This is a genomic window from Nocardioides marmoraquaticus (assembly GCF_054777915.1).
The window spans coordinates 92,716-110,276 of the sequence record NZ_BAAHAA010000013.1 but is presented as its reverse complement, the minus strand read 5'-3'; the positions used below and the strand labels follow the sequence as shown (position 1 = coordinate 110,276).

Here is a 17,561-nt window from a genome sequence, read left to right as displayed (position 1 = left end):
CGCTGTCGTCGCCCCGTCCGACGCCGCCGCCGCGACCGAGCGGCTCCGCGCCGTGTGCACCGCGCGCGGCGGCGCCGCCGTCGTGCTCGACGCCCCGGCCGAGGTCAAGCAGGTCGTCGACACCTGGGGCCCCGTCCCGGCGCTGCGGCTGATGCAGCGCGTCAAGGGCGAGTTCGACCCCGACCGGCGCCTCGCGCCGGGCCGATTCGTAGGAGGGATCTGACCGTGACGCAGGAGATCGACCGTCCCGCTCCCGGCGGTGAGACCGGTGCCGTCGTCGAGCCGCAGGACGTGCTCGGCGAGCTGGCGTCCGGCGCCTTCGACGAGCACCACCCGCCCGACGCCGCCCTCATCGGCGACTGCGTGCACTGCGGGTTCTGCCTCCCGACCTGCCCGACGTACGTGCTGTGGGGCGAGGAGATGGACAGCCCCCGCGGCCGCATCTACCTGATGAAGGAGGGGCTCGAGGGGGAGCCCATGACCGACGAGATGGTCGGCCACTTCGACGCGTGCCTGGGCTGCATGGCCTGCGTGACCGCGTGCCCGTCGGGCGTGCAGTACGACCGGCTCATCGAGCAGACCCGCGCCCAGGTCGAGCGCAACCACGACCGCGGCGTCGCCGACAAGGCGCTGCGTGGCCTGATCTTCTCGCTCTTCCCACACCCCAAGCGGCTCCGCCTGGCGCGCGGCCCGCTCAAGCTGATGCAGCGCACCGGCCTCGACAAGGCCGTACGCCGCACCGGCCTGCTCGAGCGGCTCGCGCCGCAGCTGGCGGCGATGGAGAAGCTCGCGCCCCGCCTCGGCAAGCCGATGCCGCTCCCGGCCCACATCGAGGCGCTGGGGGAGCGGCGCATGACCGTCGGCATGCTCGTCGGCTGCGTGCAGGGAGCCTTCTTCCCCGGCGTCAACGCCGCCACCGCCCGCGTGCTGCGGGCCGAGGGCTGCGACGTCGTCGTCCCGCAGGACCAGGGCTGCTGCGGCGCGCTGTCGGTGCACGCCGGCCGCGAGCCCGAGGGCAAGGCCTTCGCCAAGGCCCTGGTCGACGCCTTCGACGACGCCGGCGTCGAGCGCATCGTGGTCAACGCGGCCGGGTGCGGCTCGACGATGAAGGAGTACGCCGAGCTGCTCGCCGACGAGCCGGCGTACGCCGAGCGCGCCCGGGCTTTTGCCGAGAAGACCCGTGACGTCTCCGAGGTGCTGCTCGAGCTCGGGTCGCGGGCCGAGCGGCACCCGCTCGAGGTCACCATCGCCTACCACGACGCCTGCCACCTCGCGCACGCCCAGGGCATCCGCACGCAGCCGCGCGACCTGCTGACCGACATCCCGGGCCTGACGCTGAAGGAGATCCCCGAGGCGGACATCTGCTGCGGCTCGGCCGGCATCTACAACATCCTCAACCCCGAGCCGGCCCAGGAGCTGGGCGACCGCAAGGCCGCCAACATCGTCAGCACCGGTGCCGAGCTGCTGGTCACCGCCAACCCCGGCTGCCTGATGCAGGTGACCTCCGCGCTCGAGCGTCACGCCGAGCAGAACGGCACCCGCCCGATGGGCATGGCCCACACCATCGAGGTGCTCGACGCCTCGATCCACGGTGCGCCCGTGAGCGCGCTGCTGCCCGACCGCTGACCCTGCACCACCGCACGACCCGCACCACCGCTGCCCGACCTGCCGCCGAGCCCGACGCGGCACCACACCCCTCTTGGGAGGACCCATGTTCCAGCAGGACCTCGAGGCCGTCGGCGGCTCGCTGACGCTCAGCGCGCTCGTGGCCGCCGTACCGCTGATCACGCTGTTCGTGCTGCTCGGCGTGCTGCGGATGAAGGCGTGGCAGGCCGGCCTCGTGTCGCTGGTCGTGTCGATCGTGCTCGCGATCGCACTCTTCGGGATGCCCGTCGGCCAGGCGCTGCTCGCCACCTCCCAGGGTGCGGTCTTCGGCTTCTTCCCGATCCTGTGGATCGTCATCAACGCGATCTGGGTCTACAACCTCACCGTCGCCAGCGGGCACTTCGACGTGCTGCGGCGGTCGTTCGAGAAGGTCAGCCCCGACCAGCGGATCCAGGCGATCATCATCGCCTTCTGCTTCGGCGCGCTGCTCGAGGCGCTCGCCGGGTTCGGCACGCCGGTGGCGATCACGGTCGTGATGCTGCTGGCCCTCGGCTTCGAGCCCATGAAGGCCGCCGTCGTGGCGCTGGTCGCCAATACCGCACCGGTCGCCTTCGGCGCGCTCGCCACCCCGATCGTCACCCTCGGCGCCGTCACCTCGGGCGTCAGCGACGACCCCCGTCTCGAGTCCTCCATCGCCGTCGACACCCTCGGCGCCATGGTCGGGCGCCAGACCCCGATCCTGGCGATCTTCGTGCCGCTCATCCTCGTGCTGATCGTCGACGGGAAGCGTGGGGTTCGCCAGACGTGGCTGCCCGCCCTCGCGGCCGGTGCCGCCTTCGGCCTCGCCCAGTTCGTGGCCGCCGACTTCATCTCGGTGCCGCTGGCCGACATCATCGCGGCGCTCGCCGGCGCCGTCGCCGTGGTCGGGCTGACCCGGGTGTGGCAGCCCGCCGAGGTGATCACCGCCGCCGACTCCGGCGACCGCGAGGTCGCCCGCAGCAGCGGCTCGGGCACCGGAGCGACCTCGGGCGGCGCGGTGGCGACCGGTGACGCGGCCGTCGACGACACCCGTGGCGAGATCGCCAAGGCTTACGCGCCGTACCTCGTCATCATCGCCATCTTCTCGATCACCAACATCCCGGCGGTCAAGGCGTTCTTCGCCGAGGAGCCCTGGACGACGGTCTTCGCCTGGCCCGGCCTCGAGGTGCTCAACCCCGCGGGCGACCCGGTCGCGACGACCAACTTCACCTTCAACTGGCTGCCCGCCGCCGGCACCCTGATGATCATCGCGGGGCTCGTCACGATGCTGATCCTCAAGGTCTCGCCCGCCGAGGGGCTGCGCACCTACGGCAAGACCTACGCCGAGCTCAAGTGGGCCATCGTCACGGTGATGGCCGTGCTCGCCCTGGCCTACGTGCTCAACCTCTCCGGCATGACGACCTCGCTGGGTGCCTGGCTGGCGCAGACGGGCGCCTTCTTCGCCGTGCTCAGCCCCATCCTCGGCTGGATCGGCGTCGCCGTGACCGGCTCCGACACCTCCGCCAACGCGCTGTTCGGCGCGCTGCAGGTGCAGACCGCCGCCCAGGCCGGCCTCGACCCGGTGCTCATGGCCTCGGCCAACACCTCGGGCGGCGTGCTCGGCAAGATGGTGAGCCCCCAGAACCTGGCGATCGCCGCCGCCGCCGTCGGCCTCGCCGGCAAGGAGGGCGACATCTTCCGCAAGGTCATCGGTTGGTCGCTCGTGCTCCTGCTCGGCATGTGCGTCCTCGTCGGCCTGCAGTCGACCCCCGTGCTCGGCTGGATGGTCGTCGGCAACCCGTGACGTGGTGATCGGGGAGGATCCTGCACACCAGGTGCGGACGGTCCTCCCCGATCAGGCGGCCACCGGCGCGGGGCAGCGTGTGCAGGCGCGGACGACGCCGTCCCACCCCAGGGCCCGCATGATGCGGCCCGGGGTCGCCGCGGTCTCGCACGGCCGCCCGACCACCTGGCCGTGTCCGAGCCGCAGCGTGCGGAGCAGGACCGTGGCGGCGTCGAGGTCGCGCTCCAGGTCACGGTCCTGATCGGCGTGACGGGTGTGACCGAGCCGCCCGTCGAGCTCGACCACCAGCCCCAGCGCGTCGTAGACGACGTCCCGGAACCCGGGCCGTCCGGCCGTCGTGGGTGCCTGCCGCCGACCGCGCGGCAGGCCGTGCGCTCGCTCGACGTCGCGCAGGTAGGCGTGCTCCAGGACCGAGCAGGCCCCGGCCAGGACGTCGCCGAGCACCGAGCGGAGGAACGCTCGGCGACGTACGCGCGAGCGGGCCGCCAGGGCGTCGGCGAGACGCGCAGCCGTCGTCAGCCGCGCCTGCACCGCATCGGCCAGGACCGCGATCGCCGCGTCGTCGGTGGCGGCCTCCTGGGCGACGTCGAGGACGGCCTCCTCGACCCGTACCCGTGGCGGGCGCCCGGCCCAACGCACCCGCTCGTCGAGCCCGCGGACGCGCTGCACGACCACGCCTTCGGGTGGCGTCACCCGACGGGTGTGGTCCACGGCCACGTGGACGGGCCCGTCGTCCTCGTGGTCACGCCGTCCGGGGCCGGTCTCGGCCCGCAGCGCCGACGAACCCGCCAAGGCAGCGGGCTCGACGGCGAGGACCGCGGCCCAGGCCCGCTGAGTCCAGGCCAGCGGGCCGGTGTGGTCGACGTACACCCCCGGGTGGACGGTCGTGAGCAGACGCCGACGTCGCCAGCGGTCGACGTCGGGATCGGTGGCGCCGATGTCGAGCAGCTGACGGCGGCTGACGACACCGTCCTGCTCGGCTCGCAGTCGTCGCAGGGCTTCCAGCACGTCGCCACGGTGCCCCGCCGTCGCGGTGCTGGCCAGCGCTGCTCGGCGCGCCTGTGGACGACGCGGATCGGGGAGGATCCTCCGCACCAGGTGCGGGAGATCCTCCCCGATCAGCTGATCAGTGCTGGTAGGTGCCGTGCAGGATCGCGCGGCCGGCGGTCTTGAAGGCCAGGTTGAAGCTGACGACGGCGGGGGAGGCGTCGGAGTCGACGCCGAGCTGCTCCTCGGTGACGGCGTGGACGACGAAGTAGTAGCGGTGGGGCTGGTCGCCCTCGGGCGGGGCGGCGCCCATGAAGTCCTTGCTGCTGCCGTCGTTGCGGCACATGAAGGCGCCGGCCGGCAGGTCGCCGTCGGCGGCGCCCGCGCCGGTGGGCAGCGAGGTGGTGTCGGCCGGGAGGTCGACGAGGACCCAGTGCCAGAAGCCCGACGGGGTGGGGGCGTCGGGGTCGAAGCAGGTGACGGTGAAGCTCTTGGTGCCCTCGGGGGCGTCGCTCCAGGACAGCTGCGGCGAGGTGTTGCCCTCGGCGGCCACCTGGTCGTCCTTGATCGGCTGCCCGTCGGTCACGTCGTCGCTGGTGACGGTGAACGACGGCACCTGCGGCAGCAACTCGTAGGGGTCGGGGTGCACGGGTCGGTCGAGACTCATGCGCGGGACGTACCCACCCGCTGGGCGCGAGCACGCGCGTGCACCGTCCACGGTGCGACGCCCGGTGCGCCGCGCGAGAGCCGACCCCCGAGAATGGGCGCGTGGTGCGCGAGCAGACCGACTACCCGACCTACCCGGTGGGCCTGCGCCTGGCCGGACGTCCCGTGCTGGTCGTGGGCGGCGGCAACGTCGCCCAGCGCCGGGTCCCGACCCTCATCGCCGCCGGCGCCGAGGTGCGTCTGGTGTCGCCGGCCGTGACGCCCGCGATCGAGGGCCTGGCCGGGGCGGGGGAGATCACCTGGCACGAGCGCGGCTTCGAGGAGCGCGACCTCGACGAGGTCTGGTACGCCCTGGCCGCCACCGACGACCCCGAGGTCAACGCCCTGGTCAGCCGGCTGGCCGAGGAGCGACGCACCTGGTGCGTGCGGGCCGACGACGCCGCGAGCGGTACGGCGTACACCCCCGCGGTCGGGCGGCACCACGGCGACACGGTGGCCGTCATGGCGACGGGGGCCGCCGATCGTGACCCGATGCACCATGCGGCGCTGCGCGACGAGGTCGTCACGGCGCTGCGCGAGGGCCGGCTGGCCGCGGGCGCGCGCCGCGACGCCGGGCCGGGCGTCGTCCTGGTGGGCGGCGGACCGGGCGACCCCGAGCTGGTGAGCGTCGCCGGCCGCAAGGCGCTGATGGAGGCCGACGTCGTCGTCGCCGACCGGCTCGCGCCCCGCGAGCTGCTGGCCGAGCTGCCCGCGAGCACCCGCATCGTCGACGTCGCCAAGCTGCCCCGAGGGCGCTCGGCGATGCAGGAGGAGATCAACCGCGTCATCGTCGACGAGGCGCTCGCCGGTCACCGGGTGGCGCGGTTCAAGGGTGGTGACAGCTTCGTCTTCGGGCGCGGCTACGAGGAGATCGAGGCCTGCCAGGCCGCGGGCGTGCCGGTGACGGTGGTGCCGGGCATCAGCAGCCCGCTCGCCGTGCCGGCCCTCGCGGGCATCCCCGTGACGCACCGCGGCGTGACCCACGAGTTCACGGTGGTGAGCGGCCACCTGCCGCCCGGCCACCCCGACTCGCTGGTGCAGTGGGACGCGCTCGCGCGCATGCGCGGCACCGTGGTGCTGATGATGGCGGTCGAGAACGCCCCGGCCATCGCGGCCGCCCTGCTCGAGAGCGGGCGCGCCGGCGACACGCCCGTCGCGGTCGTCTGCGACGGCTCCATGCCCACCGAGCGCACCGTGCTGACCACGCTCGGCGGGCTCGCCGACGCGCTGGTGGCCGAGTCGGTGCGGCCGCCGGCGATCATCGTGGTGGGCGAGGTCGTCGGCGTCGCCCACCCCTCGGTCGCGGCCCGCTAGCCGTGGCCCGGCTGGTCGAGGTCGACGACCCGGCGGACCCCCGCCTCGCCGACTACCGCGACCTGCGCGACGTGCAGCTGCGGCGCTCGCTGGAGGCCGAGCACGGGCTCTTCCTGGCCGAGGGCGAGAAGGTCGTGCGACGCGCCGTCGACGCAGGCCACCGACCCCGGTCGTTCCTCATGGCCCCGCGCTGGCTCGACGGGCTCGCCGACGTGCTGGAGCGCCACGACGTGCCCTGCTACGTCGTCGAGGAGCGGCTCGCCGAGCAGGTGACCGGCTTCCACGTGCACCGCGGCGCGCTGGCGAGCCTGCACCGCGAGCCGCTGCCGTCGCTCGACGAGGTGCTCGACGGCGCGCGCACGGTCGTGGTGCTCGAGGACGTCGTCGACCACACCAACGTCGGTGCGGTGCTCCGCAACGCAGCCGGCCTGGGCGTCGACGCCGTGCTGCTGTCACCTCGCTGCGCCGACCCGTTGTACCGACGAGCGGTCAAGGTCGCGATGGGCACGGTCTTCTCGCTGCCCTGGACACGTCTCGACGACTGGGCGGGGGCGATGGACGAGCTGGCGCGCCGCGGCTACCGCACGGTGGCGCTCTGCCTGGCCCCCGACGCCGTGCCGGTCGACGAGGCCGTCGACGGCGCCGACCGGCTCGCGCTGGTGCTCGGCAGCGAGGGGCACGGCCTCTCGACGCGCTGGCAGGCCGCCTGCGAGCGCCGGGCCGTGATCCCGATGGCGGCCGGCGTCGACTCGCTCAACGTCGCCGCCGCCTCGGCGGTCGCGTGCTACGTCGCCGTACGCCGCTCCGGCTGACCATCGCGCGCCGGGGGAGCGGCGCGCTCCGCGGTCCGGGTGTCACGAGGGGCTGGTCGCGCCTACCCTGGCCCCGTGGTCCCCGAGCACCCAGCAGCGGGCGACGCCCCTGCGCGCGTCGAGATGCTGGCTGCCCTCGTCGACCAGATCTCCGACCACGCCGTCATCGGTCTCGACCTGCAGGGCACCATCACCAGCTGGAACGCCGGCGCCGAGGTGGTCAACGGCTACTCCGCCGACGAGACGGTCGGGCGGAGCTGGACCGTGTTCTACACCCCGGAGGACCGCCGCCTGGGCCTGCCGGGAGACCTGCTGCGTGAGGCCCGCGCCAAGGGTCACGTCGCGCACAGCGGCTGGCGGGTGCGCAAGGACGGCCGGCAGTTCTGGGCCGACGTCGTCATCACCGCGCTGCACGACGCCGAGGGCCGCCCCACCGGTTTCGTCAAGGTGACCCGCGACCTGACCGCACAGCACGACCTCGAGGTGCGGTTGCGCGACAGCGAGGAGCGGCTGCGCCTGCTCGTCGGCCAGGTCGTCGACTACGCCATCATCGCGCTCGACCCGCAGGGCACCATCGAGACCTGGAACCTCGGCGCCGAGCGGCTCAAGGGCTACACCGCCGACGAGGCGGTGGGCCGCTCCTTCGCGATGTTCTACCTGCCGGAGGACCAGCGCGACGGTCTGCCGGCCCGGCTGCTCGAGGCCGCCCGCCGGCGGGGCCGGGTCCACAGCACCGGGTGGCGCGTGCGCCGTGACGGCTCGCGGTTCTGGGCCGACGTCACCATCACCGCGCTGCACGACGCCCAGGGCCGGCTCACCGGCTACGCGAAGGTCACCCGTGACCGCACCGACGTCAAGCGCCTGGAAGAGGCACAGGACACCTTCTACGCCAGCTTCACCCACGACTTCCGCACGCCCGTGACGGTCATCAAGGGCTTCGTCGAGGCGCTGCGCGAGGCGGGCGACGACCCCGGCCTGCGCGACGACCTGCTCGACCGGATCGACGCCGGGGCCGACCGGTTGCTCTCGATGGTGCAGGGGCTGGTCGACTTCGCGCAGCAGCGCGTCGCCCACGCCGACGTGCAGGTAGACGACATCGACGTGGCCGACGTCGCGCGGCGTGCCGTGCTGGCGCTCGGCCCCGCCGCGGAGGGGCGCGTCGTCGTCGAGCCGGCCGTCTCGCTCGCCCGGGCCAACGGGGAGGCGATGACCCGGGTGGTCACCAACCTGGTCGTCAACGCGCTGAAGTACTCCGAGCCCGACGTCCGCGTCGAGGTCGGCTTCGGGCGCACGGGCGGCGACGTCGTGATCACCGTCTCCGACCACGGCCGGGGGATCCACGCCGACGACCTGTCGTCGATCTTCGACCAGTTCGAGCGCGGTCGCATGGCCACCGACGACGGCGGGTCCGGGCTCGGCCTGGCCAGCGCCCGCGACCTGGTGCAGCAGCAGGGCGGCGCCATCGACATCCGCAGCGCGGTCGGCGAGGGCACCCGGGTCACCGTCACGCTGCCTGCGGCGACGTCTCCCGACCCTCGCGCCGCCACCGAGCCGGTCCCCGACCCGTCAGGACCCTGAGGGCGGGACCCCGGGCGCGGGTCAGGCTCGGCCTGCCTGGGGCTGCGGCGCGGCCCCGACGGGCCAGTCGAGCGGGAAGTCGTCGGCCTCGGCCTCGACCTGCTTGCGCAGCTTCTTGAAGACCTTGGCCGAGAGCCGGTCGCCGAAGACGGTGCCGCGGGTGTGGTCGGTCTCGTGCTGCAGGCAGCGCGCCAGCAGGCCGTCGCCCTCGAAGGCGACCGGGGCGCCGGTGTGGTCGGTGCCGGTCACGCGGGCGTGGTCGGGCCGGGCGCACGGCACGAACCCGCCAGGGAAGGACAGGCAGCCCTCGTCGTCGTCGTCGAGGCGCCGGTCGCGGCCCTCGGGCACCTCCAGCACCGGGTTGCACACGACGCCGCGGTGGATCAGGCCGTCGCCGTCGGGGCAGTCGAAGACGAAGACCGCCAGGTCGACGCCGACCTGGCACGCCGCCAGCCCGACACCGTCGGCGGCGTACATCGTGGCGACCATGTCGGTCACCAACCGCGCCAGGTCGGCGTCGTACGTCGTCACCCGACGCGCCGGGCGATGCATCACCTCGGTGCCCCAGCGCGTGATCGGCAGCACGGTGCCGCCGGTCGGCAGCTCGGCCGAGCCGGGGGCCGCGGGCAGGTCGCTGGTCTCACGCATGGGCCGATCCTAGGACCCCCGCGGGGCGGCGCGGGGGCGCGTGACCTCGGACACGCGCAGGGCCTGTGGCGCGATGTGTAACTCGCAGTTACATTCGGAGTCATGGCTTCCACGACCCCGAAGACGGCCGACACCACCTCGGGCACGGGCGACCAGGCCGCGTCGCCGCTGCGACTGTCCTGGACCCTGCTGCGCGCGGGCGGCCGGCACGGCCTCGCCGACGGCGAGACCCGCGACCCGATGGGCCTCGCCATCGCGGCGCTCAACCGGTTGGCCTCCAGCGACATCATGGACCGGCTCGGCATCCGCAAGCAGACCGAGCAGGGCGTCTACAAGGTGACGAGCGCGGGCTTCCGCACCGCCGGCACCGTGGGCCGCACCTTCGCCCGCGCCGGCAAGCGCAGCGGTGGCAACCGGGTGCCCAGCGCGAAGCGCATCGACCAGTTCGACCTCACCCCCGGTGAGGACGAGCAGATGATCGCCGACGTCGTGAGGGAGTTCGCGGACGAGGTCGTGCGACCCGCCGCCTCCGCGGCCAACGAGGAGTGCGCGGCCCCCGAGGAGCTGCTCAAGGCCACCCTGGAGATCGGCCTGCCGATCCTGGGCGTGCCGGAGGAGCTCGAGGGCATCGCCACCGAGCGCTCCGCCGTCGGCGGCGTGCTGGTCCACGAGGCGCTCGCGCACGGCGACATGGGCCTGGCCGTCGCCGCCCTGGCGCCCGGCGCGGTGGCCACCGCGATCTCGCTGTGGGGCACCGAGGAGCAGCAGCAGACCTACCTGCCGCACTTCACCGGCCAGGAGGTGCCGGCGGCAGCGCTCGCGCTGTCGGAGCCGCGCCCGCTCTTCGACCCGCTCGACCCGGCCACCACCGCCGAGCGACGCGGTGACGGCTTCGTGCTCAACGGCAGCAAGTCGGCCGTGGTCCGCGGCGACAAGGCCGAGCTGTTCGTCGTCGGCGCCCTGCTCGACGGCGAGCCTCGCCTCTTCGTCGTGGAGTCGGGCACCGCCGGCGTCACCGTCGAGTCCGACCCGTCCATGGGCCTGCGCGCCGCCAGCCTCTCCAGGCTCGTGCTCGACGACGTCGCCGTCGAGGCCATCGCGCTGCTCGGCGAGCCGTCCGACTACGTCGACTGCGTGCGCTTCTCCCGCCTGGCGTGGTGCGCCCTCGCGGTCGGCACCGGCCAGGCCGTCCTCGACTACGTCATCCCCTACGTCAAGGATCGCGAGGCCTTCGGGGAGCCGATCGCCAACCGGCAGTCGGTGGCCTTCATGGTCGCGAACATCGGCATCGAGCTCCAGGGCATGCGCCTGGCGACGTGGCGCGCCGCGTCGCTCGTCGCCCAGGGCCGCGACGCGTCCAAGGAGATCGCGCTGGCACGACGGCTGTGCTCCGAGCACGGCATGCGCATCGGCCTCGACGGCGTGCAGCTGCTCGGTGGCCACGGCTTCGTCAAGGAGCACCCGGTCGAGCGCTGGTACCGCGACCTGCGTGCCGTCGGCCTGATGGAGGGAGTGGTCCTGGTCTGAGGCGACCGGCCGCCGCCCCGACCACCAGGACCCCCACGAAGGAGCACACGATGATCAACCTCGAGACCCCCAAGAAGCACCGCCCGCTGATCGACCAGGCCCACCAGGTCGCGATGAACATGCTGCGGCCGATCTCGCGCAAGTACGACGAGCAGGAGCACGCCTACCCCAAGGAGCTCGACATGCTCGCCGCGATGATCGACGGCGTGAGCGAGTCGGGCGCCACCGGCGGCGCCGGCGCGAGCGGCGTACGTCGCAGCGACAAGCCCGACGAGAAGCCCGGCAACAAGAACGGCGCCAACCTCGCCAGCGTGCTGTCGGTGCTCGAGATGTGCTGGGGCGACGTCGGGCTGCTGCTGTCGATGCCGCGTCAGGGCCTCGGCAACTCCGCCATCGCCTCGGTCGCCGACGACGAGCAGCTCGAGCGCTTCGCCGGCACCTGGGCCGCGATGGCGATCACCGAGCCCGGCGTCGGCTCCGACTCGGCCAACATCACGACCACGGCCGTCAAGGACGGCGACGAGTACGTCATCAACGGCGAGAAGATCTACGTCACCTCCGGCGACCGGGCCGACAGCGTCGTGGTGTGGGCGACCCTCGACAAGGCCAAGGGGCGTGCCGCGATCAAGTCGTTCGTGGTGCAGAAGGGCACCCCCGGCATGCGGGTCGAGCGCCTCGAGCACAAGCTCGGCATCCGCGCCTCCGACACCGCCGTCATCATCTTCGAGGACTGCCGCGTCCCGGCGGAGAACCTCCTCGGCTCGCCCGAGATCGACACCAAGCAGGGCTTCGCGGGCGCGATGGCGACCTTCGACAACACCCGCCCGCTCGTGGCGGCGATGGCGCTCGGGTGCGCCCGTGCGGCGCTCGACCTGACCCGCGACCTGCTGCGCGACGCGGGCGTCGAGGTCGACTACGACCGGCCGGGCCTCAACCAGTCGGCCGCCGCGGCGACCTTCCTGGCGCTCGAGGCGGAGTTCGAGTCGGCCTACCTGCTGACGCTGCAGTCGGCCTGGATGGCCGACAACCGCCAGCCCAACTCGATGCAGGCGTCCATGGCGAAGGCCAAGGCCGGCCGCATGGGCAGCGAGGTCACGCTGCGCTGCGTCGAGCTCGCCGGCACCCTCGGCTACTCCGAGTCCGAGCTGCTCGAGAAGTGGGGCCGTGACTCCAAGATCCTCGACATCTTCGAGGGCACCCAGCAGATCCAGCAGCTCATCGTGGCCCGCCGTCTGCTCGGGCTGAGCTCCGCCGAGCTCAAGTAGCACCTGCGCGTCCGCGCCACGAGCCCGCCGCCCCCCGCCCCGGGGAGCGGCGGGCTCGTGGCATCGCTGACGCACGAGGCCGGCGGTGCCATGCTGCCGGGGTGAGCAGCGACCGCACCGAGCTGATCGTCTCGACCTTCCACGACGCCTTCGCCCCGCTGGTGCGGGCCGACCCCGTCGCCTTCCGCGGCAAGTTCCGCAAGATGGCGGCCGACCCGCACGCCTTCTACCGCGGCTCGGCCTGCCTGTTCTACGCCGACCAGACCGCGGCGGACGACCCGTGGGTCGACGAGCGCAGCGGGGCCATCTGGATCCACGGCGACCTGCACGTCGAGAACTTCGGCACCTACCTCAGCTCCGACGGCCGCCTCGTCTTCGACGTCAACGACTTCGACGAGGCCTACATCGGTCACTTCACCTGGGACCTGCGTCGCTTCGCCGCCAGCCTCGCCCTGGTGGGGTGGCAGAAGGCGCTGCCGGAGGCGGAGGTCGAGCGACTCGTCCGCCGCTACCTGCGGGCCTACCTCGCCCAGGTCGACCACTACGCCGGCACCGGCGAGGACGACGACTTCGGCCTGCACCTCGACAACACCGACGGCCCGGTGCAGCTCGCGCTCGTCGCGGCCCGCTCGATCCGGCGCGCCGACCTGCTCGACACCATGACGGTGGTCGAGGAGGGGGCCCGTCGCTTCAGCGACCACCCGACCGTGCGCCGGCTCGGCAAGCGCGAGCTGCGTGCCGTGCAGCAGGCGTTCGAGGGCTACCTGGAGACGATCCCGACCTCGAAGCGCTTCGACCGCGAGCTGTTCTACGACCTGCGCGACGTGGTCGGCAAGTCGGGCTTCGGCATCGGCAGCGCCGGGCTGCCGGCGTACAACCTGCTCGTCGAGGGCTACAGCCAGGCTCTCGACAACGACGTGGTGCTCTCGATGAAGCAGGCCAACGTGCCGGCGGTCAGCCGCTTCGTCGACCGCAGTGCCGTCGAGGCCTACTTCCACCACGAGGGCCACCGCACGGTGGTGAGCCAGCGGGCGCTGCAGGTGCACACCGACCCGCTGCTCGGCCACACCGAGATCGGCGGCGTCGGCTTCGTGGTGGCCGAGGTCTCGCCGTACGAGGTCGACCTTGCCTGGGACGACCTCACCGAGCCGAGCGACATCGCGGCCGTCGTCGACCTGCTCGGCCGGGCCACGGCCAAGGTGCACTGCGCGGCCGACGAGGACAGCGACCAGGACCTCGTCGACTTCCAGGTCGAGCAGGCCGTGGTGGCCAGCCTGCAGGGCCGCCGGCGGGCCTTCGCCGACCACCTCGTCGAGTTCGCCGCGTTGTACGCCGCCACGGTGCGCGCCGACCACGCGTTGTTCGTCGACGCCTTCCGGGCCGGACGCATCGGGGTCGCCGCGACCTGAGCCCGAGGGCCCGGTCGCGGCGACCCCGGGTCAGGCCGCGTGCCGGTCGCTCAGCGTGGTGCGCCGAACGCCTCGCGGGGCACGACCACGACCGAGCCGGACGGCGACAGGCTGCCGACGCTGGCGAAGAGCCGGCCGCGGGCGTGCAGCAGGCCCGTGGGCGTGGGGTAGCTCGCCTCGCTCACCCGGGCGGCGTTGCCGACCCGGACGATCCTGCCGCTGCCGCCCCCGAAGACCTGCGAGTAGAAGACGGCACCGGGACCGACCGCGACCCCGGTGGGCGACTCCAGGCCCTTCCAGGCGCGCTGGAGCTTCCTGGTCCGGTCGGAGAGCTTGTAGATCGCTCCGGCGCCCGGGGCCCCGGAACCGAGCGTGCTGACGTAGACCGAGCCCCCGCGGAAGTCGACGCCCGTCGGCACGGAGTCGCAGCCCACCGTGCCGGGGTTCGCCTGCGCGTCCTCACCGAGGCACTCGGGGGTGGTGGCGTTGGGCGGCACGTAGAACGTGCTGACCTTGCCGCTCCAGGGGTCGATGCGCAGCACGTCGTTGGCGCCTCCGTCGGCGACGAGGAGGCCGCGCGGGGTGAGCGTCATGCTGAACGGGTTTGACAGGGCGTCGACGGGGGCGCCGCCGACGAACTGGGTCTGGCCGTCGGGGTTCTTCGCGAGCTCGTAGGCCTCGAGGTCCGCGATCTTCACCGTGCGACCGGTGTCGAGGTTGGTGCGCAGCACCGACGTGGGCCCGAAGACGGGCGCCGCCCCCCGCGCGGCACCCGGTGCGACCCTCAGCTGCTTCTCGTCGGGCGCGTCCTCCTGCGGACCCCCGAGGACGCTCCAGACGTACCTGCCGCGCGAGGCCACGCCTGCCACGCCGGGGACGCCGCTCACGACCGTCGTGGTCACGCCACGCCGGCCGATCCGGGTGACCTCACCGGCGGCGGCCTGGGCCACGACGAGCGACCCGGAGCGCGCGGGGGCGATCCCGAACGGTGTGGCGAGGCCGTCGGCGACGACCCGCCCCGGGGCTCGTTCGGTCGGGCTCGGCCGGTCGCCGGCAGGCGCGGCGACAGCCGTACCTGAGGTGACGCCGAGGCCGAGGGCGGCGCTCGCGGCGAGCGCGCCGAGCGTCGTACGGCGTCTCGGTGGGCGGGTGGTGGGCATGTGGGTCTCCTCCCCGGAGCTGGACGAAGGGACAGTCCGGCACATCAAGTGCCATCGCGCACGCCACAACCCGGAGCGGTCTAGCGCGCCGGGGTCCGGACGTGGACCAGTGGACCGCCGCAGGTCCGGCAAAGCCGGAGGAGCCGGGCCGCGAGGTGCCCTCCCGGGTGGGTCAGGCGGTGACGACGCGGGCGCCGGGGCCGGGACGTCCGACGAAGAAGTCGGGCTCGCCCCAGTTGCGCTCCGCGAACGCGGTCGCGACCGCGGACCGCACCTGGTCGAGCCGGTCGACCGCCACGAGGGCGATCGCGGACCCGCCGAAGCCGCCGCCCGTCATGCGAGCGCCCACGGCGCCGCCCTCCCGGGCCGCGTCGCACGCGACGTCGAGCTCCTCGCAGGAGACCTCGTAGTCGTCGCGCAGCGAGGCATGGGAGGCGTCGAGCAGCGGGCCGAGCGACCCCCACTCGCCGGCGCGCAGAGCCGCGACGAAGTCGTCGACCCGGCGCACCTCGGTGACGACGTGGCGGGCGCGTCGGCGCAGCGGCTCGGCCAGGTCGTCGACGGCCTCGGGACTGGCCGCGGAGAGGTGCGGGACGCCCAGCTGCCGGGCGGCCTCCCACGCCTCGTCGCGCCGGGAGCCGTAGCCGCCGTCGGTGAGCTCGTGGCTGACCCGGGTGTCGACGACCAGCACGGCGAGACCGGCGGCCGCCGCGTCGAACGGCACCTGCTCCTGCGCCCCCGTGGCGAAGTCGAGGAGCAGCGCGTGGGCCTCCTCGCCGTGCACCGAGACGGCCTGGTCGAGACCGCCGGTGGGGGCGCCGACCACCTCGCTCTCGGCGCGCACGCAGGCCTCCACGAGCTCGCCGCGCGTGCGACCGAGACCGGCGGCCGCGTCGAGCGCGACGGCGACCGAGCACTCGAGGGCGGCGGAGCTGGACAGGCCGGCGCCGATCGGCACGGTGCTGGAGACCTCGACGTCGTACCCGCCGGGCACGTCGAGGGTGACGAAGACGCCCGCGACGTACGTCGCCCACGACGGCGCCCCGCCGAGGTCGTCGACGCGACCCTCCCAGTGCAGGTCGCCGCTGCGGACACCGAGCCGGTCGTCGTCACGGGGGACCAGCACGGCGGTGGTGGCCTGCTCGAGCGCGAACGGCAGGCACCGTCCGCCGTTGTAGTCGACGTGCTCGCCGATGAGGTTGACGCGGCCGGGCGCGACGCCCGTGGTGGTCTTCGGCACCGCCACACCCTAGGCGGTGGCCGCGGGACGCGTAGATTGGCGCGTCGTGCACTTCCTCCACGACCAGTCGCCCGAGCACGACCTGACCTACGACGACGTCTTCATGGTGCCGCGCCGGTCGGCGGTCACCTCGCGCTACGCCGTCGACCTCGCGACCTCCGACGGCACCGGCACCACCGTGCCGCTCGTGGTGGCCAACATGACCGCGGTGTCGGGGCGCCGGATGGCCGAGACGATGGCCCGCCGAGGAGGCCTGGCCGTGCTGCCGCAGGACATCCCGCTCGACGTGGTGGCCGACGTGGTCGCGTGGGTGAAGTCGCGCCACCCGGTGTTCGAGACGCCCATCGCCCTCGACCCGCACCAGACCGTGAGCGACGCGCTGGCGCTGCTGCCGAAGCGCGCCCACCGCGCCGCCGTCGTGGTCGAGGACGGCCGGCCGGTCGGGGTGGTGACCGAGGCCGACTGCCACGGCGTCGACCGCTTCACGCTCGTCGAGGACGTCATGACGACCGACATGACGACGCTGAAGCACACGATGGACCCGCGCGAGGCCTTCGACGTCCTGCACTCCTCGCGGCACCGGCTCGCCCCCGCGGTCGACGACGACGGGTCGCTGGTCGGCATCCTCACCCGCACCGGAGCGCTGCGCTCCACCATCTACGCACCCGCGGTCGACGCCGACGGGCGGCTCCGCGTGGCGGCGGCGATCGGTGTCAACGGCGACGTCGGCGGGCGCGCTCGCACGCTGCTCGACCTCGGCGTCGACTGCCTCGTGGTCGACACCGCCCACGGCCACCAGGACCGCATGCTCGAGGCCCTCGCGACCGTGCGCGGGCAGTCGCCGTCGGTGCCCGTGGTCGCGGGCAACGTCGTCTCGGCCGAGGGCGTGCGCGACCTCGTCGACGCGGGGGCCGACATCGTCAAGGTCGGGGTCGGCCCCGGCGCGATGTGCACCACCCGCATGATGACCGGTGTCGGCCGGCCGCAGTTCAGCGCCGTGCTCGACTGCGCCGCCGAGGCCCGCCGGCTCGGGGCTCACGTCTGGGCCGACGGCGGGGTCCGGCACCCCCGTGACGTCGCGCTCGCGCTGGCCGCCGGCGCCTCCCAGGTGATGATCGGCTCCTGGTTCGCCGGCACGCACGAGTCGCCCGGCGACCTGCACGTCGGACCCGACGGCCGGGCCTACAAGGAGAGCTTCGGCATGGCGTCCGCGCGGGCCGTGGCCCACCGCACCGCGGCCGACACGGCCTTCGACCGGGCTCGCAAGGCGCTCTACGAGGAGGGCATCAGCTCCTCGCGGATGTACCTCGACCCGGCGCGCCCGGGTGTCGAGGACCTCGTCGACGAGATCTGCTCCGGCGTCCGCTCCGCGGCGACGTACGCCGGCGCCGGCGACCTGGCGGAGCTGCACCAGCGGGCTGTGGTGGGCGTGCAGTCGGCCGCCGGGTTCGCCGAGGGGCGCCCGCTGCCCGGCGGCTGGTGAGCCGCG

General features: G+C 73.7%; 14 protein-coding genes and 1 pseudogene. 10 read left to right on the top strand and 5 right to left on the bottom strand.

What is annotated here, in order from left to right; genetic code table 11:
- From ACYU8I_RS11635 to ACYU8I_RS11625, 3 genes and pseudogenes are all read left to right on the top strand, one after another.
- A pseudogene (locus ACYU8I_RS11635) lies at positions 1 to 223 on the top strand (hypothetical protein); the annotation flags it as partial.
- Positions 224 to 225: 2 nt separating this feature from the next.
- Complete coding sequence (glcF, locus tag ACYU8I_RS11630; RefSeq protein ID WP_460840869.1) at positions 226 to 1,626, top strand: glycolate oxidase subunit GlcF; 1,401 nt, start codon at positions 226 to 228, stop codon at positions 1,624 to 1,626.
- Positions 1,627 to 1,711: 85 nt separating this feature from the next.
- Positions 1,712 to 3,427: an L-lactate permease gene (locus ACYU8I_RS11625; RefSeq protein WP_460840867.1), complete on the top strand. Its 1,716-nt coding sequence runs from the start codon at positions 1,712 to 1,714 to the stop codon at positions 3,425 to 3,427.
- 51 nt (positions 3,428 to 3,478) lie between these two features.
- Here ACYU8I_RS11625 and ACYU8I_RS11620 read toward each other — a convergent pair whose 3' ends face one another.
- Both ACYU8I_RS11620 and ACYU8I_RS11615 read right to left on the bottom strand, forming a co-directional pair.
- A complete protein-coding gene (locus ACYU8I_RS11620) occupies positions 3,479 to 4,435 on the bottom strand; it encodes a hypothetical protein (RefSeq protein ID WP_460840865.1) in 957 nt (318 codons plus the stop codon).
- A gap of 118 nt (positions 4,436 to 4,553) precedes the next feature.
- Positions 4,554 to 5,081, bottom strand: a complete 528-nt coding sequence (locus tag ACYU8I_RS11615; RefSeq protein WP_460840864.1) for a YbhB/YbcL family Raf kinase inhibitor-like protein — start codon at positions 5,079 to 5,081, stop codon at positions 4,554 to 4,556.
- Between the two features lie 101 nt (positions 5,082 to 5,182).
- Here ACYU8I_RS11615 and cobA point away from each other — a divergent pair, with 101 nt between their 5' ends.
- The 3 genes from cobA (at position 5,183) to ACYU8I_RS11600 (ending at position 8,823) form a co-directional block, all read left to right on the top strand.
- A complete protein-coding gene (cobA, locus tag ACYU8I_RS11610; RefSeq protein WP_460840862.1) occupies positions 5,183 to 6,433 on the top strand; it encodes a uroporphyrinogen-III C-methyltransferase in 1,251 nt (416 codons plus the stop codon).
- A gap of 2 nt (positions 6,434 to 6,435) precedes the next feature.
- Positions 6,436 to 7,245 carry a TrmH family RNA methyltransferase gene (locus tag ACYU8I_RS11605; RefSeq protein WP_460840860.1) on the top strand — a complete coding sequence of 270 codons (810 nt, stop codon included), beginning with the start codon at positions 6,436 to 6,438 and terminating at the stop codon, positions 7,243 to 7,245.
- Positions 7,246 to 7,320: 75 nt separating this feature from the next.
- The gene (locus ACYU8I_RS11600; protein WP_460840857.1) at positions 7,321 to 8,823 is read left to right on the top strand and encodes a sensor histidine kinase; all 1,503 of its coding nucleotides are present in this window, start codon (positions 7,321 to 7,323) and stop codon (positions 8,821 to 8,823) included.
- Between the two features lie 21 nt (positions 8,824 to 8,844).
- On the opposite strand, the gene def is transcribed toward ACYU8I_RS11600, so the two are convergent.
- Positions 8,845 to 9,471, bottom strand: coding sequence for a peptide deformylase (gene def / locus ACYU8I_RS11595; protein ID WP_460840856.1), 627 nt, complete (start codon positions 9,469 to 9,471; stop codon positions 8,845 to 8,847).
- A gap of 102 nt (positions 9,472 to 9,573) precedes the next feature.
- Here def and ACYU8I_RS11590 point away from each other — a divergent pair, with 102 nt between their 5' ends.
- The 3 genes from ACYU8I_RS11590 (at position 9,574) to ACYU8I_RS11580 (ending at position 13,672) form a co-directional block, all read left to right on the top strand.
- Positions 9,574 to 10,998: an acyl-CoA dehydrogenase family protein gene (locus ACYU8I_RS11590; protein WP_460840855.1), complete on the top strand. Its 1,425-nt coding sequence runs from the start codon at positions 9,574 to 9,576 to the stop codon at positions 10,996 to 10,998.
- 50 nt (positions 10,999 to 11,048) lie between these two features.
- Positions 11,049 to 12,263 carry an acyl-CoA dehydrogenase family protein gene (locus ACYU8I_RS11585; RefSeq protein WP_460840853.1) on the top strand — a complete coding sequence of 405 codons (1,215 nt, stop codon included), beginning with the start codon at positions 11,049 to 11,051 and terminating at the stop codon, positions 12,261 to 12,263.
- A gap of 101 nt (positions 12,264 to 12,364) precedes the next feature.
- Entirely contained in the window at positions 12,365 to 13,672 is a 1,308-nt protein-coding gene (locus tag ACYU8I_RS11580; RefSeq protein WP_460840851.1) for a DUF2252 domain-containing protein, read from the top strand.
- Between the two features lie 50 nt (positions 13,673 to 13,722).
- Here ACYU8I_RS11580 and ACYU8I_RS11575 read toward each other — a convergent pair whose 3' ends face one another.
- Together ACYU8I_RS11575 and galK are read right to left on the bottom strand one after the other, a co-directional pair.
- Complete coding sequence (locus ACYU8I_RS11575; RefSeq protein WP_460840849.1) at positions 13,723 to 14,832, bottom strand: ScyD/ScyE family protein; 1,110 nt, start codon at positions 14,830 to 14,832, stop codon at positions 13,723 to 13,725.
- A gap of 172 nt (positions 14,833 to 15,004) precedes the next feature.
- Positions 15,005 to 16,072, bottom strand: a complete 1,068-nt coding sequence (gene galK / locus ACYU8I_RS11570) for a galactokinase (protein WP_460840847.1) — start codon at positions 16,070 to 16,072, stop codon at positions 15,005 to 15,007.
- Between the two features lie 46 nt (positions 16,073 to 16,118).
- Here galK and ACYU8I_RS11565 point away from each other — a divergent pair, with 46 nt between their 5' ends.
- The gene (locus ACYU8I_RS11565; protein ID WP_460840845.1) at positions 16,119 to 17,555 is read left to right on the top strand and encodes a GuaB1 family IMP dehydrogenase-related protein; all 1,437 of its coding nucleotides are present in this window, start codon (positions 16,119 to 16,121) and stop codon (positions 17,553 to 17,555) included.
- Positions 17,556 to 17,561: the final 6 nt, after the last annotated feature.